Source organism: Erysipelatoclostridium sp. DFI.2.3 (assembly GCF_019132535.1).
Lineage (GTDB): Bacteria > Bacillota_I > Bacilli_A > Erysipelotrichales > Erysipelotrichaceae > Clostridium_AQ > Clostridium_AQ innocuum.
Genome location: NZ_JAHOOJ010000038.1, coordinates 1 through 23,707, shown reverse-complemented (window position 1 = coordinate 23,707; position 23,707 = coordinate 1). Strand labels below are relative to the sequence as shown.

Below are 23,707 nucleotides of genomic sequence, written 5' to 3'. Positions count from 1 at the left end.
ACTTACTTCTACCTATTTGAAACCCTTTCTAACGCTATATTTATGCTCTGTATAGACTTTTGTAGAAGAAAGTTCCACATTTTTTATTCGCCTTTTGAAAGTGGAATTTAACTTTTCACTTCAGCAATTTATAAAAAAAATAATAACTGTCAGCCTATTCCTTCTTCCTTTTTCCCCCTTCCCCATTACCTTGTCCGTTTAGGAACAACTTTTTTCATAAATGTCAGCTTTTCCTTATGTAGAAAGTATTATAAAGATATTATGTGGTATAATGGAATGGATATAAATCATAACAAGGGAGGATTTCTTCATGAAAAAAATAAGACTCGCAGCCGCATGTATACTCCTGTTATCTGCAATGGTACTGCAGGGCTGTTCCGGCAATGATCATGGACTGGACCCTGATAAGCCCATCACGCTGACACTCTGGCATTACTACAGCGGTTCACAGAAGCAGGCATTTGATGAGCTTGTGGATGAATTCAATGAAACACAGGGGAAAAAACAGGGAATCAGTGTGGATGCTGTCGCAAAGGGGAGTATTTCCAACATCTCCGCTGATTTAAAAAGCTCTCTGGAGAAAAAGGTGAATGCACCGGAGCTGCCCAATATCTTTGCGGCCTACGGGGATACAGCAGAGGATATGGAAAAGGCGGAAAAGCTTGTTTCCATCAATGACTATATGTCGGATGAGGAAATGGCGGAATATGTCGATGACTATATGAAGGACGGCAGTCTGCATGACCATGCGTATGTCAATATCTTCCCAATCGCCAAGGCAACGGAGGTCATGGTTATCAATAAGAACATATGGGATGAATTTGCGAAAAAGGAAAATGTGAAGCTTTCCGATCTGGATACCTGGGAGGGTCTGGCTCGCGTCAGTGAGAAATACTATACATACAGTGGAGGAAAAGCCTTTTTTGCGAGGGACGCCCTCATGAATTATCTCAATGCCGGGAGTGAGCAGCTGGGTACACCACTGTTTTCCATAACCGGACACACCGGCTCCTTCACCGTCAGCAGGGAAACGATGCGCAAGCTCTGGGACCAGTATTACGTTCCGTTCGTAAAGGGCTACTATGCCAAAAACGGTCGGTTTGCCAGTGATGACATGAAAACCGAGGATGTCGTAGCCTGTGTTTCCTCCTCTGCAGGAGCAACCTTCTTCCCGAAGGAAATCGTCAGAGATGACGGTACAGGCTATGCTGTGGAATATATCGTACGCGGTGTTCCCAACTTTGAAGGGAAAAAGAGCTATGCCATCACACAGGGGGCAGGTATGGCTGTCAGCAAAAGCGATGAAGCGCATGAATATGCATCCGTTCAGTTCCTGAAATGGTTCACGGAAAAGGAAAGAAACACATTGTTCTCCGCAGGCTCCTCTTATTTGCCGGTGAAAAAGGAAGCAAACTCCTTTGCATCCTGGAATACCATTACGGAAGCAGAAAAGGTTACCGCAAATCAGCTGGTAAGAGATATCGTCAAAACCTCTATGGAAACGGTCTCAACAAGTACCCTGACCTCACAGAAATCATTTAACGGAAGCTATGAAATCCGTAATTATCTGGAAACGGCGCTGAATGAAAAATGTGCTGCGGATGCGCGTCAGATTCAGCAGGCAGTGAAGAACAAAGACAGCCGTGAAAAAGCATGGAAGCCGTATCTCAGCGATGAAAATTTCAATACATGGTTTGAACAGATTACAAAGGATATTAACGAGAAGATGAAGGACAGTGATGCATAATGCAGAAGAATTCCCTGTTTCGCAGGCTGCTGATTACGCTCACGCTGACCGGGGCCGCAATCTGTCTAATCTTCATGGGAACGGTTTTCGCCGGTGGTACCATCAGCAATCTGAAGGATATCTCTTATCACCTCTTTCATCAGCGTGTGATATTCAGGGTATCGGACCTGCAGGAAATCATGGCAACCGATCTGTATCAGCAGGATACCTACAAGGAACTGCTACAGGAATGTGAAAAGGTTTATCATAATGCTGCCGCCTATCAGAACAGCAGGGAGCTGCCGGCATCCGTCCTGAAGCAGATGGATGCCTTCTCCAAGCTGAAATACATCACAGGCTCCTATGTTATATTTGATAAGGATGTCTTTCATACCGATAGCTACCCTGCCTATTATCTGACAGATGGTACCCCCGGTGACACATATAATGATAAAAGCGATATCATTGCACGCTTTGGCAATGCAAGTGCTCTCAAAAAAGCAGGCTACTCTCTGCATTCCGAGTGGAAAACCTTCATGAAGCTATCAGAAAAGGATGAAAACGACGGCTTTTACTTCCGTCCCTATCAGGCGGCGGTAAACAATCCAAGGGAAGAAATTAAAAGCTACGGCTATTGGGGTACGAGCATACGTATGCAGGATAATGAAACCGAGTTCATCACCTATTCCTTTCCTCTAATCAGCTCGGATCATAAGGTTTACGGAGTGGCCGGTGTGGAAATATCCCTTGATTTTCTAAAAAAATATCTTCCCTATGAAGAATTAAACGATGATTCCAGCAATGCCTATCTGCTGGCATGCAAAAATAAGAATACCGACACCAATGAAGTGGTATACAGCAATGGTCCCAACTATCGCAGTCTGTTTCCTATCGGAAAGAAATTCGAGCTGGAGGATGCCGCCGGTGAACGCGGCTCCACCCTGACGGTAAACGATCGATTACTTGTCATGCAGCAGGAACAGCTGCACCTTTATGAAAGCAATACGCCCTTTGTCGAGCAGGAATGGTATCTGATCGGTACGCTGGAATACGATGCACTGTACAGCAGCGCAATTCGTCTTCAGAAAACCATTCTCTGGACAATGCTGGGCTCGATACTGCTCGCCTTCATCATTGCTCTTTTCACAAGCATGAAATTCTCACATCCGATTGCACAGCTTGCCAAGGTATTGAAGAATTTCGATCCGAATGATGAAATGCATCTGCCGAGAGTGAAAGTACTGGAGGTTGATGAGCTTGCTTCCTCCATTGAGGAATTAAGCAGAAATCTGTCCACAGCGGAATCCAGACTCTCCCAGGTCATCCATGCGCTGGATATGCCAATCGGCGCCATTGAGGTCTATGATTCCGGACTCGTTTACTGCACGGAGGAAATTCCGCATCTGCTCTGCTTTCATAACAGAAAACGAACCTCCTATACACATAAGGAATTTGTACAGGAAATCGAGGTTTTCAAAAAGCGTATAGAAATCTTTGAAGAAAAAGAGGAATGGCAGGACGGCAGACAGGTCCACACCTATGTGATCTCGCATCAGCTGGATGAGCATGAAACATGGCTGCGCTTCATCCTTTCCCAACATGAGGGAACCCATGTCATTGTCGTTATGGATGTCAGTGATGAAATCCGCGAAAAACGCAAACTGACCTATGAGCGCGATCACGATGTACTCACGCAGCTCTTTAACAGAAGGGCCTTCCGCAGCCGCGTGGAAGCGATTCTGAGCGGGGATGCCTGCGGAATCTGCGCCATGATTTTATGGGATCTTGACAACCTGAAGGTAATCAATGACACCTATGGACACGACGCCGGTGATCAGCTCATCTGTGCCACCGCCCGCTATCTGCAAAAGCTCTCCTCCTCCCGCTGTATCGTATCGCGCATGGCAGGGGATGAATTCCTTGTCTTCTTCCATCACTATCAAAAGGAAAGTGAAATTCGTACGATTGTTGAGGGTATGCATCGACAGATCAACGCACACAAAATCACCTTTACAGGGAAAGAAGAAATCCGGATTCGCCTGTCTGCGGGGATTGCCTGGTATCCAAAGGATGCGCAGGACTTTGATACGCTCAGTAAATATGCCGACTTTGCCATGTATTCCATCAAGAGTACACAGAAGGGCGGTATTGAGGAATTCCAGCCAAGCACCTATCATAAGGACAAGCTGCTGCTCAGCGGCCGCAATGAGCTGAATGAAATACTGGACCATAATCTGGTCAGCTATGCATATCAGCCGATCGTCCACCTGAAATCAAAAGAAATCTACGCCTTTGAAGCACTGATGCGTCCACGCAGTACGATTATCACATCTCCGGTGGATATCCTGCGCGTTGCCAGATCGCAGAGTCAGCTTTACCGTGTGGAATTCATGACCTGGACGCAGTCAATCGCTCAGTTTGCGGACTTCCACACTGCCTTTCCCAAGACCCGTCTGTTCATCAACTCCATCCCCAGCATCCCGATGCTGGATGATCTGACACAGAGTCTCGAACAGCAGTATAAAGAGTATCTGCCGCTGCTGGTCATCGAGATGATTGAAACAGATGAAATCGAACAGCATTATCTGGAAACCAAGCAGCAGTTTGCAAAGCGCTGGGACGCACATATCGCGATTGATGATTTCGGAAGCGGCTATAGCAACGATTCCACCCTCTTAAACGTCGCAGCGAACTATATTAAGATTGATATGATGTTTGTACGTGATATTCATAAGGATGAAAACAGGCAGCGACTGGTTGAAAACATGATTACCTTTGCCCATCGCCAGCATATCCGTGTAATCGCTGAAGGTGTGGAAACCAAAGAAGAGCTGCAGCAGCTGATTCGCATGGATGTGGATTTTGTACAGGGCTATTATCTTGGAAAGCCGGCACTTCAGATAAGCAATATCTGCGAAGCAGACATACGCAGAAAGCTCAGTAATCTTTAGCATCGCTATTGCACGGCAGCTAAAAGTATGCTGTGAGGTAAAAAAGGTTGCTTCAGCTCCTACCCGTATCTATTGCAAAAGCTGTTTCTATATCACAAAAGGCGCAGCATCCCTGCGGATCTTCCCCGATATAAATAATGAAAAAAGGAGAATTCAATCCTATTGTATTTCATCAATAGAAATTGAATTCTTCTTTTTATGAACACTGAAAGATGAAACTCCCTGTGACGCTGTACCTTTTTCTGTATACCATTATAGGCAGCGGCTGCATTACGCTTAGAAGTAGCGCAGAACACAGCTGCTTCTGCAAGTTACATGAGATGCGGCAGCTGCTTGCGCAGACACTCCTTCAGCTGCATCAGCTGCTCCTGCAATCGCTCATAGGAGGTATGGACAAAGCCTGCCAAACATACCTGACGGATTCCCTTCCCTTCGATATACAGCTGCTTTTTCAGCGCAATCATCGAGATAAAGGATTCGCTGAATCGCTCATCATACAGCACCACCAGCATGCAGTCGCGAAGCAGAAGCCGATGCATGGGAAACATGGCAGTGAATTCCTCATACGTACCTGTTTTGCAGTTTTCCTGATAGCATTGAAACAGATACGAAACAAGAGCATCCTCATCAGCGGCATGATGCGCACACATGCTGCAGGATATCGGCTGCAGTGCTGATCGCTGCTGCCGCAGCTGCTTCAGATAAAGCTGGAGCTTTTGAATATCGCTGTCCTGTATCATACTGCTGATCTCCACAATGGGAACCTGTTTATGCAGATAATCGAATGTTATGAAGAAATCAACCTCTGCAGCAGCCGCATCAATTTCATCCTCCGTCAGAATGCGCACAATATCAATATTCGGCAGCGCTTCACTGATCCGCATACGGCCATAATATGCCAGCTCCAAGGAGCAGTTGACAATCATTCCCGCACGAAAACGCACCTGCATATCCAGCTGATGAAAATATGGCAGTAAAAGCATGGATAAGCGTGTATATTCGCTCTCGTACAGCTGCAGCCCGCGCAGTTTTTCATCCTTGTGAAACAGGCGCATAACACTGAGGAACTCCGCCATGGAATCAAATTTCACCTGTGTATCATTATAATGGAGCACCCGCATGGCATGATGCTTTCGTATCATCGCTGTCTGCAGCAGAATGGAGAAGAGAATCGGAAGCTCCTCATCCGGCTCCCCGTGATATTCCTGCTTCAGCAATGCAAAGAAACGCGCACTCAGCTGCCTGGTTTCCTCATTCACTACAAATTCATGCAGCATGCTTCTATTCCATTGCCGTGCCCCGCTTTCTATCAGCTGTTCCAGAAACCGCATTTCCTCACCGTTAACATCCACATGGAAATAATCCTGAAGCATGGTATGGACCCGTCTGTTTCCCATATAGGGCGTTTGCTCCTGCAGGCTATAGCCCATCTGAATCCGTTTCATCATAACGCCGAGATAAATACTGAAATGATGCAGCGCATTCACCGTAAAGCGATACCGATAGGCATCCTCGTACAGCCGCAGAATATCGCGAAACAGAGACTGATGCTCCTGCAGAAAAACCGGTTCAATACTCATAATCATCGCCTTATCCGCTCGCTGATAAAAATAGTACAGCACAAACAGACGAAGCTGCCGCTCATCCCCGTCAATATGCAAATGTGTCCCCTTCGTGATTTTCAGATGAAACATCCGCAGCATACTTTCCCAGCACAGCAAATCTTCCTTCAGCTGAAGACGGTTTGTATACAATTCATCGGCAAGCGTATCCATCGTGTACGGCTCCTGTCGAAACAGCAGTAAGATCATACCGTGATAAAACCTGTCCAAATCCGGCTTGATTTCCAGAACCCTGGATTCCAGCAGATAGCGGACATATTCCTCCTCCCGCTCCATCAGATGCATCCGTACACCGCTTCCCCGCTTAGTCTGAATCCGTGATGTTACCTCATTCATATGCAGATAGGCATTGATTGCCTTAATATCATTGCGTATCGTTTTCTCACTGAAGCCGAATTCGCCGCATAATTCCTGAATTGGCTGATAATGCTTCTGTGACAGCAGATACAGAAGCAGTTTTCGCTGTCGCTGGTTCATACATCTCCCGCTTTCCTCTTTGTAAAAATTTTACCACAGTTACGGTAATTTTGCTACTTAACAACGCCTGCAACAGGCCTATAATGGACTATGGTATAGAAAGTAAGTATTTGAGGAGGCAATAGCTATGGAAACTGTACTAAAACAAAAGAAACAGATGATATATCTTCCACTGATCGTTCTCATGTTTACACAGATCGGAACCTCAGGGGATAATGCGGTTCTCAGTGTCGCGACAAACGCACTGATATCCGCACTGCATGCAAGTATGAATGACATTCAGCTTGCCAATATGGTGTATTCGCTCTGTGCCGGGGCGTTTATGGTTGCCGGCGGAATGCTGGGAATCATCATCGGCTGGAAAAAGAACTTCCGCATCGGCGTGATTCTTGCCATCATCGGAGAGCTCATGCTGGCCATCTCCACCAATGTTGTTATGTTTACCTGGGGCGGCCGTTTGCTGGTCGGTCTGGGCGCAAGCTTTATGATTCCTTCCGTTCTCGGACTGATCCCGGGAATCTACAGTGGTAAGGAACGCGTCTTCGCGTTTGGTGCCATCGGTGCAGCCACCGGGATTGCGGCAGCCGCAGGTCCCATCGTAGCCGGCTTTCTGCTGGATGCATTTGGTTTTCGGGTTGCCTTTGGTGCACTCGCCGTTTACTTTTTCCTGATTCTCATCGGTTCAACGGCAATCCCCGAGGTTGAGCGTTCAACAAAGAAGCTGAAAATGGATGTGCGCGGAACAATTGTTGCGGCAATCGGTCTGTTCCTGTTTTTGATTGGTATTTCCAAGATTTCCGTATGGGGACTTATAACACCGCTGCAGGCACCGTTTACGCTTTTTGGAATTTCCCCGTCCCTGCCGCTTGCGCTGCTTGGTGTCATCATTCTCGCTCTACTGGTCGTTATGGAAAAAAGCATTGAACAGAAGAACGGATGTGCCCTGCTTCCTTCCTCCTTTCTGAAATCCGCGCAGGTTCGTGCTGGACTGTTCGCCAGCGCCATTGTATTCCTGTATCTGGGAGGTACCGTTATGCTGGTAAATCCCTATCTGCAGGTTGTCGGCGGGTTCAATGCCGTTCAGACAGGGGTTGCGATGATCTGTGTCGGTGCTCCCATGTTTGCGGCATCCATGGGGGTCCCGAAATATGCAGCGCAGGTACATCCGAAAACGATTCTTCGCATCGGCTATATCCTGCTTGCCGTTTCCGTGATCCCTATGGCATTCTCTTTGCAGGAGCACGGAGTATCCATCGGCATGTATATCGGTTTGATCATTGCCGGTATCGGTCAGGGAATGCTGAGTGCACAGGCAAGCAATGTCGTGGCACTGGCTGTCAATGAGCGTGATGCCCAGCAATCCGGCGGCATACAGGCTACCGCAAGAAATGTCGGACAGGCAATCGGTGTTGCGGTGCTTGGTATGGTTATGATTTTCACGATCAATGCCAATCTGGGAAGCAGTATGGAAAAGGATGCATTGCTCTCCGCCTCCCTTGTACAGCAGGAGGAAGCAAAAAATGTCAGCTTTATGTCGGATGAGGCCTTTATCTCTTCCCTGTCGGATCTCACCATGAAGCCGCAGGAGCAGCAGGAGCTTGTCCGTTTGAATGCACAGGCCCGCATGCATTCCACACAGTATGCACTGTATGTACTGGGAATTCTTTCCCTTGTATGTATTTTCAGTACCGGCGGCATTACGGTTACAAAAAAAGAACAGGCATAAATTCATGCATCAATGATAAGGAGATGAGGAAAGATGCAGAAATTATATACAAATGGTACCATCCTTACGATGAAGGAAAACGAATTATACAGTGAGGCACTGCTGATCAGGGACGGAAGTATTCAGGCAGTCGGCACAAGGAAGGATCTGGAGCCTCTATGCGAGGCAGATTGTGAGCGAATCGATTTGCAGGGAGCATGCCTGATGCCCTCCTTTATCGATGCGCACTCCCACATGCTGCAGTTTGCGAACACCCTGAAATTTGTTCCGCTGAAAAGCTGCACCTGTGTTGCGGATATTCAGGAGGAAATCAAACGCTACATTGAAGAGAAACAGCTAGCGGATGGTGAATGGGTGATGGGCTTTGGCTATGACCATAATGCACTTGCTGAGCACCGGCATCCAAACTGCCATGAGCTGGATGCCGCAAGCCGTACGCATCCTATCATTCTTGCACACTCCTCCTTCCACATGGGAGTCTTAAATACCATGGCTCTGCAGGCTTATGGTCTGGATGACAGCGTGAAGAATCCGGAGGGTGGAAGCTATGGCCGTGATGAGCAGGGACACCTGAACGGGTATATGGAAGAGGTTACCTTCATGCGCGGTCCCGGAGAACGTGTCATGAGTCTGGAAAACATTGATGCGTATGCCGTCGAGGCACAGAAAATCTATGCCAGCTTCGGTATTACCACAGCACAGGAGGGCTTTGCGCACAGGAGCGAGGTGGATATTTACGAACGCCTTGGCCGCAGCGATCAGATGCTGCTGGATATGGTTGCATACGTGGATATCGTGGAGGACAGCGAGGTTGTTCAGCAAAGAGAGGACCTTAAGGAGTACAGGAACCACTTTCGCATCGGCGGCTACAAGCTGTTTCTGGACGGCTCCCCACAGGGGAAGACGGCATGGATGAGCAAGCCGTATGAAAACAGCGGTGATTATTGCGGCTATCCGATCTATACGGATGAGCAGGTGGACGGCTACGTACAGCAGGCTCTTGATGAACACCGCCAGCTGCTGGTACACTGCAACGGAGATGCCGCAAGCCAGCAGATGCTGAACGGCTATCATCACAGCAGACAGAAAACCACAGATACCCGTCCGGTCATGGTACATTCCCAAACCCTGCGTCCGGATCAGCTGCCGCAGCTGAAAGAAACCGGCGTGATGCCAAGCTATTTTGTTGCCCATGTATATCACTGGGGTGATGTACACCTTGTCAATTTCGGAAAACAACGGGCAGAAAATATCTCCTGTACCGCCAGTGCCCTGAAAAATCACATTCCCTTTACCTTCCATCAGGATACCCCGGTTATTCTGCCGGATATGCTGGAAAGTGTATGGGCTGCAGTCAATCGTGTCACGAAGAATGGTGTCGTACTGGGTGAACAGCAGCGCATCAGTGTTCTGGAAGCACTGAAGGCTGTGACCATTAACGCCGCCTATCAGTATTTCGAGGAGGACCGCAAGGGTACACTGGAGGCCGGAAAGCTGGCAGATCTGGTTATTCTGAATGAGGATCCATTAAAGGCTGAGCCGATGAAGCTCCGTGACATTCAGGTCATGGAAACCATCAAGGAAGGCCGTACTATTTATAAAAAAGCAGCATAGCCATAAGCAATATGGGCAATGAAACAGGGACTTAGGCTGATGAAAAGCAGACAAAATTCAAAATTGCCTGTTTTTTTGATTGCCATCCTGAAGCTGCAGCAAAGCTTTCTACTCTTTATCTGTCTGCTAAGCTTTTCAAAGATGCCGTATGCCAGCATTTTCCCTTAAAGCTTCCCGCTGCTTTATACGATTCACAGTCCGACAGCTTCTTTATTTATATGTATGATCAGCTGAAGATACCTCCGTTATAGCGATACTGGGCATAGAGCATAACTCCGATTTTTCGGAAGCAGACCGCCAAACAACACCGGCAGAAAAAGCACCTTTTGGCACGACAGAATCACTGCAGAGCTGACAAAGCACATCCCCACAACAGCAAGCCCCACTCCCATCAGATGCAGATAGGGTGTGATATCCTCTTCCTTCATATTCTGATAATGATAATCATGCAGAAATGCAATACGCCTGCGCATGCCAATCTCCACTGCAAAATAGAGCATCAGCGCACCCAATGCCAGAAAAATAATAGCTGCCATATCGCTTCCTCCCATTCTTTTTCATCATTATATGCTATGTATTATTATTTCACAAGACGCAAAACGGCATACGTTCTCTTGTGCGGATGCTAAACGAAAAAGCCTGTAGGCATCGTTTTCGTGAAGGACTCAATTCACTGCTCGTGTAAAATATGTGAGGCTTCCTCTGATGATGACAAGAGCATAGAAGGTACATGTCCTTCTATCTCTAGTGTTTTACAGCCTTTGCACTGATTATTTAAAGCCCAAAATCATAACGGACTATAGAAAAAAATCATGTTTTTAGCACTCTAGTATTGACAGTGCTAAATTATGTGATATAATAACAGTGAAGATGAGGTAAGGTACCTGCAGGACATGGTTTTAGGAATCGAGGCGATGGATACAGTATTGCTTCCCGCAGATATTTGTACACATCTGAAAAATCTGAATCATACAATACGATAGAAAGAGGTGGACTTTATGATGAGATTTTTACCAGACGTATTTACAGACACATTTGAAGACATGTGGAAGGATCCGTTTTTCACAAAGAGCAACAGCTGCATGAAAACAGATGTTCGTGAGCTAGACGGTAACTATCTGCTGGACATGGAGCTGCCTGGTTATAAGAAGGAAGACATTCATCTGGATTTAAAGGATGGATACCTCAACATTACAGCCGCAAAAAACAGTTCCAACGAAGAGAAGGATGACAAAGGAAACATCATCCGTCAGGAGCGCTACAGCGGTTCCTGTGCAAGAAGCTTTTATGTCGGAAATGCAATCCGTGAGGAGGATATCCGTGCAAGCTTCGACAACGGCGAGCTGAAAATCACCTTCCCGAAGGAAGAGAGCCGCAAGGTTGAAGAAAAACGCTTTATTCCTATTGAATAAGTGTGAGAGGATGCGTAAAAAGCATCCTTTTTCTTTTTGCCAACCCGGTTCCATGGTATACTAATATTAGAGGTGAATTTATGACAAGCTGGATCAAAGAAGCAGTATTTTATCACATTTATCCGCTGGGCTTTGTTGGCGCAGCGCAGTATCATGAGGAGGAGATCACGCACTCCATAAAGAAGGTGGAGGACTGGATTCCCCATATGAAAAAGCTGGGAGTCAATGCCTTGTACCTGGGGCCGGTTTTTGAAAGCCATGAGCATGGCTATGACACAAGCGATTATCGTATGCTGGATCATCGCTTAGGTACAAACGATGATTTCAAGAGGGTATGCGACAGCCTGCATGCAGCCGACATCCGCATCGTTTTGGATGGTGTGTTCAATCATGTCGGTCGTGATTTCTGGGCATTTCGCGATGTTCAGGAAAAGAAGGAGAAATCAACCTATTGCGACTGGTTTTCCAACCTGCACTTTCATGCACGCAGTCCGCTGAATGATGATTTTACCTATGATGCATGGGAAGGACACTATAATCTGGTAAAGCTCAATCTGGAGAATGAAGAGGTTGTTCGCTATCTGCTGGACAGTGTTGCGATGTGGATGGATGAGTTTCACATCGACGGCCTGCGCCTGGATGCAGCCGATTGTATACGTCCCGAGTTTTTTCGCAGACTGAAGGCGTTCTGTAAAGAAAAAAATCCGGACTTCTGGCTGATGGGGGAAATCATACACGGTGATTACAACCGCTGGGCAAATCCCGACATGCTGGATTCCGTTACCAATTATGAATGCTATAAGGGACTGTATTCCTCTCACAATGAAAGGAATTATTTTGAAATCGGATATTCCTTGAACCGGCAGTTTGGCAACGGTGGAATCTATCAGGGACTGGATCTGTATAATTTCGTCGATAATCACGACGTAAACCGTCTGGCAAGCACCGTTAAAAACAAAGAGGATCTGTTTAATATATATACCATCCTCTTCACCATGCCGGGAATTCCAAGCATTTATTACGGCAGTGAATATGCAGTTGAGGGTAGAAAGCACAACGGCAGCGATGCCGATATCCGCCCCTGCCTGCAGCTGTGTGAGTTTGATTCAGAAAAGCTCTGTGAGCACCTTGCTCTGCTTTCTTTCGTGCATAAGATGAGAGCCTGCAGCCACGGCAGCTATGAGCAGGTACTGCTTCGTAATGAACAGTTTGTATTCTGTCGAAGCTGTGAGCAGGACAGTCTGTATATCGCATGCAATGTGGCAGATGCGGATTATGAAGCAGAGCTGCCTATCCCACAGGGCTGCTGGAAGGATTTTCTGCGTGGCACGACATACAGAAGTGAAGGCGGAAGCCTGCAGCTTACCATTCCCGCAAAGAGCTCCTGCATTCTGTATAAGGATAACGAGAGTGAACAGACTGTGACAGAAGATTGCAGCATTTCGTACGGGGAAGCCCGGGACCTGATGGAGGAAGAACAATCAGCGGTATACGCAGTACCAATTTTTGTAAAGCCGTTAAAGGAAGCAGAGGGTCTTCCGGTGGAAGGCATGGAAGTAAAGCCTGGAAAATACCGCCATTTCAAAGGAAAATGCTACAGCGTGCTGTATGTGGCAACACACAGTGAAACGCTGGAGCGCTATGTTGTATACCGGCAGCTATATGGCAACGAGGAGGTCTGGATACGCCCTCTTGCTATGTTTTGTGAGAGCATTCTGGTTGATGGCGTACTGACACCACGCTTCACCTATATCGGAAAATAAGAGGAAAAGCATCACCATAAAGAAAAAGACTTATCCATGGAAGCAGGCTGTTCTGCACTTATCGCATACAGCGATTGTTTCCGGATAAGTCTTTTATTATAGTAAAGCCTTTTTCATGTTTCTGAAGTTAATCCCTGCCTTTTTACACGGCTGTCTGCATAGTCAGCCTCACAACGCCTGCACATAGGCCTGTATAACAGCGTGAATCTGCTCGGACTGCAGCATCGCACTGCTCTCGTTCATCAAAGTGGTTACAGCATCCAGGCCGAGAGGAAGACTGCGCCGCATGCGGTATGCAAACGGCTTTGGAAACAGATGCAGCTGCTTTGCAATCGATCCGATAAGCAGGAACCGGCAATTTTTCTCAACAAAGGACTGCATTGTACTGGCTTTTGCTGGATAATGATAAAACAACACCTCATGCAGATAGGTATGCAGGCGTTGTGCAAGGCGCAGACGCTGTCTTTTCCCGTGCAGCATGCTTGCAAGTGTATGCTGGCACAGAATGCGATCCTCCTCCATATCCTGTATATCATCTGCCACCTGTAAAAGAAAACCGTAGGCGATACAGAAAAATGCTTCTTTTTCAGAAAGGTCTCCATCCATCAGATAGCCGTCAGCCAAAACAGAGGCTCCCCCCTTGTATATGGATATCCTTCGTATTTCTTCTTCACAAAGTCTGCTGTCCTGCTGTACGGACAAGATCTGGCCCTCCTGAATGCGCAGAAGTGCATCATACACATCCGGAAACTGTTGGCGGGGAAAAGTATCCTCAATCATGGAAACAAGGGCATCTACCTGACGATACAGGTCTGCATCCATCGGCCTCTGTTCCCCCTTCAGACGTTCGCTCAGCCAGCTGTTAAACGCCTTTTTCCGTTGTTTGTCAATAGCAGGGTCATCCAGAAAATTATCGGTATACGGATACAGCATACTGTAGGCGAAGATCGCCTTGTGATAGCACAGCTTCCGCTCCAGCATACATTCCAGCAGCAAAATAATCCAGACATTCCGCATTGCCTGCATGATATCATCCAGCTCAAGCGCAGTATCAAAGCACATGGCATCCCGAACGAACTGCTTGGTAATGGATAGGAATTCCTCCTGAACCGCAGGCTTTAACACCGCGAAATTCAGAACGGATTCACTGCGAAGCAAAGCAAGAACACGTCTGTCCATTTCCGTTTTCCACCCTGCATCCTCCAAATTTTCTGCAGCATGCTGTAAAAACGTTTCCCAGTCTGCTTTCAGCTCTACCGCTTTCCTCCTGTTATCTTTTTGTACCTGTTTTTTCACAGGGGTTAGCCTTAATCTGGTACAGCGGCAGTTGAGCCACAGTCTGTCACACTCCCTGACCAGCTCCTCGAAGCTACTCATCCTTCAAACTGCAGATCGATATCCCCCATACTGCTGTGTAGCTGAAGGTAGTTGTCACTCGATCGATTCCCTTCCTCTGCATCACATGACAGCTCCCATTCCCGGTTTTGGATCTGTGTATCTCCCATTGTATTTTTAACCCTGTAGCGATAATCCTTCTGATCTCCGCGAACATGAATCATGATATCACCCATGCTGCTTTTCACTACACTGTTTCCATAAAGCTGTCCATCCACCTCAATATCTCCGGCAGATTGCGCAATCGCCAAATCCTTGGAAACGATATGTTCCAGCGTAATATCCCCTAGCTTTTCTTCTATGGTGATATGCTTTGCGGACAGGTTTTTCAGCTGAATGTCACCAAGCTTATCTTCAACGTATATTCGCTCATACTGCTTATCCTTCAACGTAACTATAATCGTATCATTTCGATTCCGATTTCCTTTGCTTATATCCGGATTGTCTACAGTAACCGTTACATTGCCCTTCTCCTGTTTGATGTTCACTTTCTCCTTGCGAATATCGAGGAATGTAATTTTATTTTCCTTTCCCCGTTCAATCCGGACATCTCCCAGAGTGACGTCAAGTGACAGCGATTCCACTTCCTGCAGCGACTGATCCCAGCGCTCCTTATAGCTGTGCTTCTCATCCTCCCAGGATGTAAAATCAAAGCTATCTCCCAACTGTATACCGAAGCTTCCGTTAAACGGCCACCAGTCTACCGTATCCTTGTCAACATGCAGATAGCGCAAATCGCCCCCCTTTGCGATCCCCACACCAATACATAAGGATCCCAATACCATCAAAACTACAGACACCACAACCAGTGTACGTATCCCTCTATGCTTTTTCATGCCGTTTTCCTCCCTGTGCCTTATGATACAGCCGTGTCAGTGCATTGGTAAACGCAGGCAGCACGGTACGAATGAGTGAAAAAAACAAAATAGAAAGCAGTAAGCCCAAGCCAATACATAAAAATCCGCCACCTGCCGCAATCCATGCATTGGATGGCGTATGGTAGTTTGTAACAGCACTTGCCATCAGAGGTATCCCTGTAATCAATATAGAGGCAAAGGATACAATACCGGCTACGCCCAATGCAAATACGGTAATCACAAGTGCAAACATTACGGCAATAGCCGCAAACAGAAGCGGAAGAGCAATCGGCAGGGCACAGATACCAAGAATGATCATCCCTGCATTTTTCAATGAGCTGTTTGGATTATTTCCTCTGCGATAGTTTCTATGCTGCTGTTCCTGACGTATGGACCTCTCTGCCTTCAGCTGTGCTGCAAACTGCGCCGGTGTCCCTAAATCATCTATGACCTGCTGGTCATTCCCATCCCCTGCTTCTTCAAAATATTCTTCACAATACGAAACTGCATCCTCCACCTCAGATGGTGAAAAATTCGCAAGCCTTCGCTTCAGTTCCGCTATATACTCAGCCTTCTTCATGTTCTTTTCCTCCCTCCAGAATACCACTGAATTTTGTTGAGAATGCCTTCCATTCCTCAACATACTCCCTATATTTATTTCTTCCTGCATCTGTCAATCGGTAATATCTTCGATTTCTGCCCATATGCTGCTGGTCATAGGTTTCCAGATAGCCTTCTCTCATGAGTCTGCGCAGAACCGGATACAGTGTTGACTCACTCACACTCATTACAACCTTTACCTCCTGCGTTAGACGATATCCATAGGTATCCTCCTTGTGCAGCGTTGCCAGCACACAGGCGTCCAGCAATGCAGAGCCAAGCTGAAATGTCATATACATCACCTTTCTTCAACAATATTATACGCCATATAATATTGTAATGCAATCATATATCATAGGAAAGATCAAATAAATGTAACAGCCTGTATCCGCAGCATGCTTTATATACAAAAAGCCGGGATGAATGAACTCCGGCTTTTTTCCTATGGCAGCAAATAACCGCTGCATTTTTTTCCTTACAGAACAGAAGATTTCCGGATAATCAAGGTACGGGACAAGTTCTGCATGAAAAACCACCCTGCCTGCGACACCTTCAATTCTTCCTGACGCTACCTGTTTCCACCAGCAGCACAGGTGCATTATGTTCTCCGCTTCATCTCCAGCATTGCCGCATAATGCTTTATATTGAAAGCCGCAGGGGCATTCTTTTTTAGCAGCTGCAGGTGTTCCTGTTCCCATGCTTTCATCGCTTGATCAGAAAGAGAGGCCCCCACACCCCGACAGGCCTTCATTCTCCCATTCCAGGATTCTCTGGTAAAGGGAATATCAAGGGCATATTCCTCATGTGCTACCGGTTCAAACACTTCATATACACAGTCAGGCAATGAAATAGGGTGCATATACTCTCGGGCTCCTGACCAGTTTGGGCTGTATTTTAAAACCAGCTGCTCGCTTGCACCTGCGATCGCATCCTCTTGAGGAAGCCAGGCCATATATAAAAAGAGAAGCCTCCCCTCCGGTTTCAGATACTGAAGCAGCTTTGGAAGCAGCCTTTCATAATCAAAATACCAAAAACACTGACATGCTGTAATGACGTCAAAGGTATGGCTGGTAAAGCTGATATCCTCGGCAGATACACAGAAATAAGATATATTCTGGTTCATTTGTCGTGCAAGTGCCTTCGCCTCTTCAATCTGCTGCTGGGAAATATCCGTTCCTGTCCAGTTGGCACCATAGGTGTACATGTTCCTAGGCAGCACACCGGTTCCTGTTCCCAAATCAAGCACACGCTGATTTGCGACACATAATCCACGTTCTGCAATTTTTTCATAAAACACAGAGGGATAAATATCCCGATACTTTGCATAATCCTTTGATGTCCGGCCCCAGTCGAATGCATTCCCGGCATCTATATTCTTATTTGTAATTTTCACAACGGCATCTCCCTTACGCATCTATATGCTTATTTCTATTATTATACACCATTCCTTCGTGGATGAATTACAATCGAACAAGCAAGTGCTGCTTTTCCGCGTGCCTGTTTCCATAAGCAGGCAGAGGATGGCGAAATGTAAAGTAAGACAACTGCATTCCATTTTTTACAATTCTTGCTTTTGCAATTCACTTCTTACTATACTTTTGTATTTTATATATTCCCATCGGATTTTCACTAAATTTCACTTATCTCCAGTCAAACTGACATTCGATCTATAAATAAGCACCCAGAGCAGTCTTGCTCATCGGGAGCAATATAGCTTCCTTCTGTGCAATCAATCGTTCCTGATCAGGCATCTCATCTATACAATATATTCTAAAGCAAGCATAGAATTGCTCCATTCCATTGATTGTTCTGTTCATGCGGTGCACATGGTTTTCTCATAAAACATGCACATTCTACTAGATTTGAAATTTAAAAACCATGCTTGCCGACTTCATGTTTTTTTAATGAAAGGCCTATTGTAAAACGCATGCCATCCTGCTGTATCCCTTACTCACAGCTGTCAGTATCCTGTCGTATTCAGACCATAATACCATTCATTGTCATCCCTGTTCCTTCAACATGGGAATTAGATTAACAGAATTCACTTGTTCGATCTGTTTCTGTGTGAAATATGTTATTTTCTATACACCTTTTCGCACTGTACACTAACTATTCACATATATAAACCCTTTTCGTACCCAAAACGGACAATGTAAAATAATTTTGATAGACTTTTATTCCCTAAAGTGACATGATGTATCCGAAAGGAGAACATGCATATGGAGATAGGAAAAAAATTAAAGGAAGCTCGTATCAATTCCGGACTGACACAGGAACAGGTGGCCGAAGATATTAAAGTTACGAGGCAGACAATCTCAAATTGGGAGAAATGAAAGATCGTATCCGGATATCATGAACGTTATTGATCTGAGTAATCTTTATTCTCTTAGTCTGGATGATTTATTAAAAGGTGATGATAAAATGATTGAGCATTTAGAAGAAAATACGAATATCGTGAAAAGCAATCGTAAGCTGATAGCCGCTATCATGATCAATGTTTTGCTTGTGATACTCCTTGTGGCATTCAATATGTTCCTGCGGGATAATCAATATTATTTGATAGGTGTCTTCTGCTTTGCTATCATCAGCTCTGCTGCTTTACTTTATCAGATCATAAAAAAATTATAGGAGGAAAATATGGAAACAAAAATGATGATTTCAGCAGTTATCAGTGGTGCTGTTCTTATTGTAGGAGCATTGGAAATGATCTATCAGATCTATCATATTACTGTGATCGACGCTACAGCAAGGGGATTGAAGCATCCAAAGCTTTGGGGATTTCTTGCAATGAACGGCAATCATACAAGTGGATTGCTTCTTTATCTTATTGGCAGAAGAAACTATCCACTCATTGATCTATCCCCAGATAGTCAATCCGAGATTGAGCGTAGAAAGAAAGCAGCCGGTATCGGTTTAATCTTCCTTGTCATAGGGGCGATTGGTCTAGTCATCAGTATCATGCTCTTTTAAATACCTGTAAGTATTTTACCACCCATACGCAAACATAAAAGGCACACTACGCTAGGAATGAATACAAACTATTCTAACAGAGTGTGTCTTTTATATAAAATAAAAAAAACGGATTCCCGAAATCATGGAAATCCGTGCATTATAATAACAGCACTGAACACGCCGGATTTGCAGCAGTCATCACGTTACCTGCATCATGCAGCGGTATCTGTAAAGACACCTCACAGGCACTGTTGTTCACCTTAACACGGCAGGCACGCAAGCCTGTGAAAGCATGAAAGCTAATCAATCTTTGTTCGTATTTTCTTTCTGAGCTTAAATAGCAGACGTCCCGTGTATTTCTCATTTTCCACAAGCTGCTCATAGGCATCCAGCATCCCTGCGGTATACACAAATCCCAAAAGCCCTGCGGCTAAACCCAGAAATATAAAAGCATGGTATTCGCTCCATGGAAGGTAACCGCGCTTCGTGGCAGCCAATGCAACGATTCCCGCAACAAACAGGATGCAGCAGGGAACGGCCACAAATCCATATTTTTTCCGCCGTACCTGATATTCCCTGCAAAGCTCTTTCCTGTATTCATAGTCAAACAGCAGTACCTCCTGCTTCAACACGGCATAGGTGTCCTGATCATGAAACATACCGATGACAACCGCACAGATTCCAAGGAAAATAAACACCCCCATACCAAGCAGACGCCATGAGGAATGATTCGGAAACATACAGAATGGAATGCCGGCCAGTGCCCAGAACATAAATCCCACTGCTACGCTTCTGCTTACCCTGCTTTCCTTCATCAGAAACCCCTGCGCCATCTCTTTGCTTACATAATACCCCTTCTCCTCAGTACCCTCTTTACACGTATCATCCTTTAACAGATAATCCACGGACACTCCGAATATATTTGACAGCTGCAACAGCTTTTCCGTTTCCGGATAGCCCTGATTATTCTCCCGCTCTGCGCGCCTTCGGTGCATTTGCTGAATGCCTGCCTGGTCGTTTTGATCTGCTCTGCCAGCGCCTCCTGTGAGAGTCCCTTTTCCTTTCGCAGCTTCAACAGCTTTTCTCCTAAATTCATAAATCTGCCTCCTCACTCAAACACAGGTACATCATACCAAATCTCCATGTTATCTTCCATAGCTTTTCGCATGCACTTGCGCAACGCTGCGTTGCATTTCTGAATTTTGCAGTGATTCTTATAAAAAAACCCTGTCGTTAGATTCACGTTAGATTCAGCAAGGCTTTTTTACGATCGCTTTATCCTAAATCTGATCGAAATCTTTGCGGCGTTTTCTTTCCTACGGTATGATATCATCACAGGATACGATAGCCTGCTTCTGCAAGTATCCTCACTGCATTCTCAAACTGTTCCTCCTTCATCAGGATATAATCGGTGTTGTACGTAGATATGGCAAAGATGCCGATGCTTTTTTTCGCAAGCAGCGTTGAAATCTCGGACAGAATGCCGATCAGGGAGAAATCCAGAATTCCCTGTATGCGAAATGCCTTCCAGTGATCTTCACGCTCGATGGTATTTTCCGGTACCTCCTCCTGTAAACAGACAAGTGAATTTTCCTCATCTGTTTTTCCTATAAAGCAATAGGTGCTGTTCAAATTCACCATGGAATAATCCACCACCTTGCATACGGAAAAGCTTCCGTCCAGTTTTTTCAGCTCCATAAAATCTCCTTCTTTGTTTTCTTCAAGCTCACATTGGCTTTAAGTTATTTTCCAGCCGATCCATCATCCATGCAAGACGCCGGCTGCGACCCGCTTCTGTCTTTGCATCGAGATAAGCACGTGTATATGTCTTTTTCACAGATGCCGGCATCTTCTGAAAATTAGTATAAGCCTGTGCATTTTCCTTTAACAAGGCAGCAACTGCCGCAATCTGTTCCTCGCTGATTGCAGAAGGAGAAGCGGCGTTGTCCCACTGTCCGTTCTTTTTCGCCTCTTCTATTTTCCTGCGTCCGTATTCCGTCATGGCACCGCATGCTTCCAGCTCCTGAACCAGCGCCTTGTTTTTCTGTGACCATTTGCTGCCAGCTCTTCGCGGCGCAAAATACTTCTTGTAGGATGTACTTCATCACGCCGTCAATCCAGCCAAAGCAAAGTGCCTCCAGTAAAGCATCGTTTGCGGACAGTGTTTCCACCTCCTTTGTTTTGCCAAATTCCAGCCACACCCCTTCCCTGCGCCGACAGTTTTCGCTCAGCCATTCTCTGAATGCTTCCCGTGTTTCAAATCGCAAAAGCTCGCTCATACATTTCCTCCTTTCTTAAGCTGCCGGTTTCAAATCACGTTATCCCGGCAGTTCTTTTTCTGTTATGGCTTTTTCAAAGCCCAATTCATGCAGTGTCAAAGTATCATCAATAACCTCATGATAGATGCCCTTCGCCTGAATAAACCCGTTTTTCTCATACAGCCGGATGGCCGGTGTATTGCTGTCCACCGCAAACAGCCGTAAAACATCTGCCTGCCGTTCCTTTGCACAACGCATTGCTTCCCGTATCGCTGCTCTGCCAACACCCTTTCCCATCGCATCCACATGCACACCAAGGCGGTCAAGATACAGGGCTTTCTGTCCTGATAGATGCCAGTCGACGTGCTGTTCCCCCTTATTATGCTCGCATAATGCAAACGCAGCCAGTATCCGGGCATCCTTCTGCAGGACATACATACGCTCCTGTTTAATATCCTCCGGAAAACAAATGCAGGGATACACCGCATCCCATATACAGATTTGCTGTGCATACATATGTGCAATAATAGCTTCATACATAACCTGCAGCTGGGGCAGATCCTGTTTAACCGCTTTTCTAATGATCATACCGAACTCTCCTTACGCTTTTAAAAGTAGCCTGAATGTGTTTCTTATGCAATAACGATTTCATATCCTATAAGCCACAGACTTATTTCCCTTACCCAAGCCTTTTCTTACCGCGCTGATCCCGATACAAGCGTCAGGTTTTTCATTATTATAACAAAATCAAACAGAATATATATCCCTTTCTGCCATTCTTTTCTTTTTTGTGTAATCTAACTGCCTGCTTCATTATGATCAACAGGAATCAAGCAGGGTACATCTGTTGCATTTTTGTAAATTATTTACAATTTTTATTGGAAAATCATCCCTTTATACCCTTATAATTAAAAAGAATGTATAATTTTAATGTCGAAAGAGAGAAGCATATTATGCCACAGGATACATACGATTTTAACCGTATTGATTTGAATGAGATTTACAGTCTGTTTCACACAAAAGATGAGCGCAGGCTGGATTCCGTTAAGGAATTCATAGAAGCAGAAAACTATATGAAGGCTATTCATAAACTGAATGAGTTTTCTTCAAGCAATGAGCCCGCTGTTATTTTAAAGGGTATCCTTTTCCTATACCTAGGGGATATGCAGAAGGCCATTTCATTATGGAAGCCATATATCAAAAAGAATAAGGCGCACCCTCTGATGATGAGATACTATGCCATCGCCTGTCATTCCAGTGAAAAGTACAAAGAAGCAGTAAGGGTTTTTAAAACCGTTTATCCAACGGATACCAGAAAGGATGAAATCGTCTTATCGTATGCATTTTCCTTAAAAGAAGTTCATAAATACAAGACGGCACGGAATCTTATACTGCCCTTTTATTCCTCCACTGTAGGAGATGACCTGATAGCTGTTATTCAAAATATGGAGTTTACAACCCTTCTTCTGGAGCTTGATGTACTGTTACAGGATGAAGATTCCTATTCTGCACACTTTGCGCCCTATTTGTCACAGCTTTCCTCCGTTATGATTTTTGAGGATGCAAAGGAATTACTGGCATGCAATATCGTCATTTTGTCGGGTTATATGTCCACAAGGCGCTGTGAATGGCTGGCACCGCACTTTTATGAGCTTGTCAGGCTGACAGACAAAAATAACTATTTAAAAGACACGCCATATGAGATCGCCGTAAAGCGCGGCTATACCAGCTGGGAATCCTACTTTTATCAGCAGGATGAGCAGGTGCCAAAACCGTTGAAGGAGATTGGTTTGTACCCTCTTGAAGAATTGGAAATTGATGATGAAGTAAGTCAGAGTGTTATCTGCTGGAATGCCGCAAAGCTCTATCAGACACAGCCGGAATGCTTTCGCTATATGCGCAGCACGTATCCTCACACCTGGAATAAAATAGAATATATCGTGGATAAATTTAAAAGCAAGCCAACGGATTATCAGAAGCAGGTGGAGAAAAAGATCATGCTCTATGTGGATTATTCGCAGCAGGAATTACATGAAGAACTGGAAAGAAGATATAAAAAAGCTTATAAGACTGAGCATGACAGCTGACAGTCTTCAATATATGAAAATACGAGTATTCGCATTTGGTTCATTCTTACCTTAAAGTGTTTAAAAGAGAGGATTCAATTCCTATTGAACTACAGTCATGTTGAATTCTCTTTTTTTAATTTACCCGCTATCGGGCAGAAAGGGAATGTGAAGAATTATGTGTAAGTAAAAATCGACAGGTTTAGATAGTAGATGACGAATCATGTCTAATCATCATCTGTTTATGTATTATCAGTATGCCCAATTCATCAAGGGTTATACTGATTT

The 23,707-nt window shown here is 45.4% G+C and carries 21 protein-coding genes and 1 pseudogene; 10 read left to right on the top strand and 12 right to left on the bottom strand.

The window, feature by feature from the left end:
* Positions 1-310 precede the first annotated feature (310 nt).
* Both KSZ58_RS21685 and KSZ58_RS21680 read left to right on the top strand, forming a co-directional pair.
* Positions 311-1,747 carry an extracellular solute-binding protein gene (locus KSZ58_RS21685; protein ID WP_008817837.1) on the top strand — a complete coding sequence of 479 codons (1,437 nt, stop codon included), beginning with the start codon at positions 311-313 and terminating at the stop codon, positions 1,745-1,747.
* Entirely contained in the window at positions 1,747-4,677 is a 2,931-nt protein-coding gene (locus KSZ58_RS21680; RefSeq protein WP_009270815.1) for a bifunctional diguanylate cyclase/phosphodiesterase, read from the top strand. Before KSZ58_RS21685 ends, KSZ58_RS21680 begins: the two co-directional genes overlap by 1 nt.
* Before the next feature lie 311 nt (positions 4,678-4,988).
* On the opposite strand, the gene KSZ58_RS21675 is transcribed toward KSZ58_RS21680, so the two are convergent.
* Positions 4,989-6,776 (bottom strand): helix-turn-helix domain-containing protein, encoded by a 1,788-nt coding sequence (locus KSZ58_RS21675; RefSeq protein ID WP_142419714.1) that lies wholly within the window; start codon positions 6,774-6,776, stop codon positions 4,989-4,991.
* Between the two features lie 127 nt (positions 6,777-6,903).
* Here KSZ58_RS21675 and KSZ58_RS21670 point away from each other — a divergent pair, with 127 nt between their 5' ends.
* Together KSZ58_RS21670 and KSZ58_RS21665 are read left to right on the top strand one after the other, a co-directional pair.
* A complete protein-coding gene (locus KSZ58_RS21670) occupies positions 6,904-8,502 on the top strand; it encodes an MFS transporter (protein WP_008817840.1) in 1,599 nt (532 codons plus the stop codon).
* 33 nt (positions 8,503-8,535) lie between these two features.
* Entirely contained in the window at positions 8,536-10,116 is a 1,581-nt protein-coding gene (locus KSZ58_RS21665) for an amidohydrolase (RefSeq protein WP_142419715.1), read from the top strand.
* 245 nt (positions 10,117-10,361) lie between these two features.
* Here the strand turns inward: KSZ58_RS21665 and KSZ58_RS21660 are convergent, their stop codons facing one another.
* Entirely contained in the window at positions 10,362-10,652 is a 291-nt protein-coding gene (locus tag KSZ58_RS21660) for a hypothetical protein (protein WP_009270818.1), read from the bottom strand.
* 462 nt (positions 10,653-11,114) lie between these two features.
* Here KSZ58_RS21660 and KSZ58_RS21655 point away from each other — a divergent pair, with 462 nt between their 5' ends.
* On the top strand, positions 11,115-11,528 hold the full coding sequence (locus KSZ58_RS21655) for an Hsp20/alpha crystallin family protein (RefSeq protein ID WP_002609751.1): 414 nt from the start codon (positions 11,115-11,117) through the stop codon (positions 11,526-11,528).
* Positions 11,529-11,608: 80 nt separating this feature from the next.
* Positions 11,609-13,291, top strand: a complete 1,683-nt coding sequence (locus tag KSZ58_RS21650) for a DUF1653 domain-containing protein (protein WP_009270819.1) — start codon at positions 11,609-11,611, stop codon at positions 13,289-13,291.
* A gap of 168 nt (positions 13,292-13,459) precedes the next feature.
* Here KSZ58_RS21650 and KSZ58_RS21645 read toward each other — a convergent pair whose 3' ends face one another.
* From KSZ58_RS21645 to KSZ58_RS21620, 6 genes are all read right to left on the bottom strand, one after another.
* Entirely contained in the window at positions 13,460-14,668 is a 1,209-nt protein-coding gene (locus tag KSZ58_RS21645; protein WP_008817844.1) for a hypothetical protein, read from the bottom strand.
* Positions 14,665-15,522 carry a DUF4097 family beta strand repeat-containing protein gene (locus KSZ58_RS21640; RefSeq protein ID WP_009270820.1) on the bottom strand — a complete coding sequence of 286 codons (858 nt, stop codon included), beginning with the start codon at positions 15,520-15,522 and terminating at the stop codon, positions 14,665-14,667. The genes KSZ58_RS21645 and KSZ58_RS21640 overlap by 4 nt, the downstream gene beginning before the upstream one ends.
* Positions 15,509-16,123, bottom strand: a complete 615-nt coding sequence (locus KSZ58_RS21635) for a DUF1700 domain-containing protein (protein WP_009270821.1) — start codon at positions 16,121-16,123, stop codon at positions 15,509-15,511. Before KSZ58_RS21635 ends, KSZ58_RS21640 begins: the two co-directional genes overlap by 14 nt.
* Positions 16,110-16,436, bottom strand: a complete 327-nt coding sequence (locus KSZ58_RS21630) for a PadR family transcriptional regulator (RefSeq protein WP_009270822.1) — start codon at positions 16,434-16,436, stop codon at positions 16,110-16,112. Before KSZ58_RS21630 ends, KSZ58_RS21635 begins: the two co-directional genes overlap by 14 nt.
* A 305-nt stretch (positions 16,437-16,741) precedes the next feature.
* Entirely contained in the window at positions 16,742-17,557 is an 816-nt protein-coding gene (locus KSZ58_RS21625; RefSeq protein WP_009270824.1) for a class I SAM-dependent methyltransferase, read from the bottom strand.
* 253 nt (positions 17,558-17,810) lie between these two features.
* Positions 17,811-17,960, bottom strand: coding sequence for a hypothetical protein (locus KSZ58_RS21620; RefSeq protein ID WP_153903698.1), 150 nt, complete (start codon positions 17,958-17,960; stop codon positions 17,811-17,813).
* A 402-nt stretch (positions 17,961-18,362) separates the two neighbouring features.
* On the opposite strand from KSZ58_RS21620, the gene KSZ58_RS23555 reads away from it, so the two are divergent.
* The 3 genes from KSZ58_RS23555 to KSZ58_RS21610 are packed head-to-tail and all read left to right on the top strand — an operon-like array spanning position 18,363 to position 19,113.
* Positions 18,363-18,476: a helix-turn-helix transcriptional regulator gene (locus KSZ58_RS23555; protein ID WP_008817849.1), complete on the top strand. Its 114-nt coding sequence runs from the start codon at positions 18,363-18,365 to the stop codon at positions 18,474-18,476.
* A gap of 19 nt (positions 18,477-18,495) precedes the next feature.
* Entirely contained in the window at positions 18,496-18,771 is a 276-nt protein-coding gene (locus KSZ58_RS21615) for a hypothetical protein (RefSeq protein WP_008817850.1), read from the top strand.
* A 9-nt stretch (positions 18,772-18,780) separates the two neighbouring features.
* On the top strand, positions 18,781-19,113 hold the full coding sequence (locus KSZ58_RS21610) for a hypothetical protein (protein WP_008817851.1): 333 nt from the start codon (positions 18,781-18,783) through the stop codon (positions 19,111-19,113).
* 281 nt (positions 19,114-19,394) lie between these two features.
* On the opposite strand, the gene KSZ58_RS23025 is transcribed toward KSZ58_RS21610, so the two are convergent.
* The 4 genes and pseudogenes from KSZ58_RS23025 to KSZ58_RS21590 form a co-directional block, all read right to left on the bottom strand.
* Complete coding sequence (locus KSZ58_RS23025) at positions 19,395-20,090, bottom strand: helix-turn-helix transcriptional regulator (RefSeq protein WP_022300422.1); 696 nt, start codon at positions 20,088-20,090, stop codon at positions 19,395-19,397.
* A gap of 337 nt (positions 20,091-20,427) precedes the next feature.
* Entirely contained in the window at positions 20,428-20,793 is a 366-nt protein-coding gene (locus KSZ58_RS21600) for an ACT domain-containing protein (protein ID WP_008817853.1), read from the bottom strand.
* A 28-nt stretch (positions 20,794-20,821) separates the two neighbouring features.
* Positions 20,822-21,374: pseudogene (locus KSZ58_RS23440) on the bottom strand (YdeI family protein).
* Between the two features lie 39 nt (positions 21,375-21,413).
* Entirely contained in the window at positions 21,414-21,941 is a 528-nt protein-coding gene (locus tag KSZ58_RS21590) for a GNAT family N-acetyltransferase (protein WP_008817855.1), read from the bottom strand.
* Positions 21,942-22,306: 365 nt separating this feature from the next.
* Between KSZ58_RS21590 and KSZ58_RS21585 the strand changes: the two genes are divergently transcribed.
* Positions 22,307-23,440, top strand: coding sequence for a M48 family metallopeptidase (locus tag KSZ58_RS21585; RefSeq protein WP_008817856.1), 1,134 nt, complete (start codon positions 22,307-22,309; stop codon positions 23,438-23,440).
* The last annotated feature ends 267 nt before the right edge of the window (positions 23,441-23,707 follow it).

Coding starts and splice junctions, on each gene's coding strand:
- KSZ58_RS21685 (WP_008817837.1), top strand. CDS start 311: ATGAAAAAAATAAGACTCGCAGCCGCATGTATACTCCTGTTATCTGCA.
- KSZ58_RS21680 (WP_009270815.1), top strand. CDS start 1,747: ATGCAGAAGAATTCCCTGTTTCGCAGGCTGCTGATTACGCTCACGCTG.
- KSZ58_RS21675 (WP_142419714.1), bottom strand. CDS start 6,776: ATGAACCAGCGACAGCGAAAACTGCTTCTGTATCTGCTGTCACAGAAG.
- KSZ58_RS21670 (WP_008817840.1), top strand. CDS start 6,904: ATGGAAACTGTACTAAAACAAAAGAAACAGATGATATATCTTCCACTG.
- KSZ58_RS21665 (WP_142419715.1), top strand. CDS start 8,536: ATGCAGAAATTATATACAAATGGTACCATCCTTACGATGAAGGAAAAC.
- KSZ58_RS21660 (WP_009270818.1), bottom strand. CDS start 10,652: ATGGCAGCTATTATTTTTCTGGCATTGGGTGCGCTGATGCTCTATTTT.
- KSZ58_RS21655 (WP_002609751.1), top strand. CDS start 11,115: ATGATGAGATTTTTACCAGACGTATTTACAGACACATTTGAAGACATG.
- KSZ58_RS21650 (WP_009270819.1), top strand. CDS start 11,609: ATGACAAGCTGGATCAAAGAAGCAGTATTTTATCACATTTATCCGCTG.
- KSZ58_RS21645 (WP_008817844.1), bottom strand. CDS start 14,668: ATGAGTAGCTTCGAGGAGCTGGTCAGGGAGTGTGACAGACTGTGGCTC.
- KSZ58_RS21640 (WP_009270820.1), bottom strand. CDS start 15,522: ATGAAAAAGCATAGAGGGATACGTACACTGGTTGTGGTGTCTGTAGTT.
- KSZ58_RS21635 (WP_009270821.1), bottom strand. CDS start 16,123: ATGAAGAAGGCTGAGTATATAGCGGAACTGAAGCGAAGGCTTGCGAAT.
- KSZ58_RS21630 (WP_009270822.1), bottom strand. CDS start 16,436: ATGACATTTCAGCTTGGCTCTGCATTGCTGGACGCCTGTGTGCTGGCA.
- KSZ58_RS21625 (WP_009270824.1), bottom strand. CDS start 17,557: ATGCGTAAGGGAGATGCCGTTGTGAAAATTACAAATAAGAATATAGAT.
- KSZ58_RS21620 (WP_153903698.1), bottom strand. CDS start 17,960: ATGAACAGAACAATCAATGGAATGGAGCAATTCTATGCTTGCTTTAGA.
- KSZ58_RS23555 (WP_008817849.1), top strand. CDS start 18,363: ATGGAGATAGGAAAAAAATTAAAGGAAGCTCGTATCAATTCCGGACTG.
- KSZ58_RS21615 (WP_008817850.1), top strand. CDS start 18,496: ATGAACGTTATTGATCTGAGTAATCTTTATTCTCTTAGTCTGGATGAT.
- KSZ58_RS21610 (WP_008817851.1), top strand. CDS start 18,781: ATGGAAACAAAAATGATGATTTCAGCAGTTATCAGTGGTGCTGTTCTT.
- KSZ58_RS23025 (WP_022300422.1), bottom strand. CDS start 20,090: ATGCACCGAAGGCGCGCAGAGCGGGAGAATAATCAGGGCTATCCGGAA.
- KSZ58_RS21600 (WP_008817853.1), bottom strand. CDS start 20,793: ATGGAGCTGAAAAAACTGGACGGAAGCTTTTCCGTATGCAAGGTGGTG.
- KSZ58_RS21590 (WP_008817855.1), bottom strand. CDS start 21,941: ATGATCATTAGAAAAGCGGTTAAACAGGATCTGCCCCAGCTGCAGGTT.
- KSZ58_RS21585 (WP_008817856.1), top strand. CDS start 22,307: ATGCCACAGGATACATACGATTTTAACCGTATTGATTTGAATGAGATT.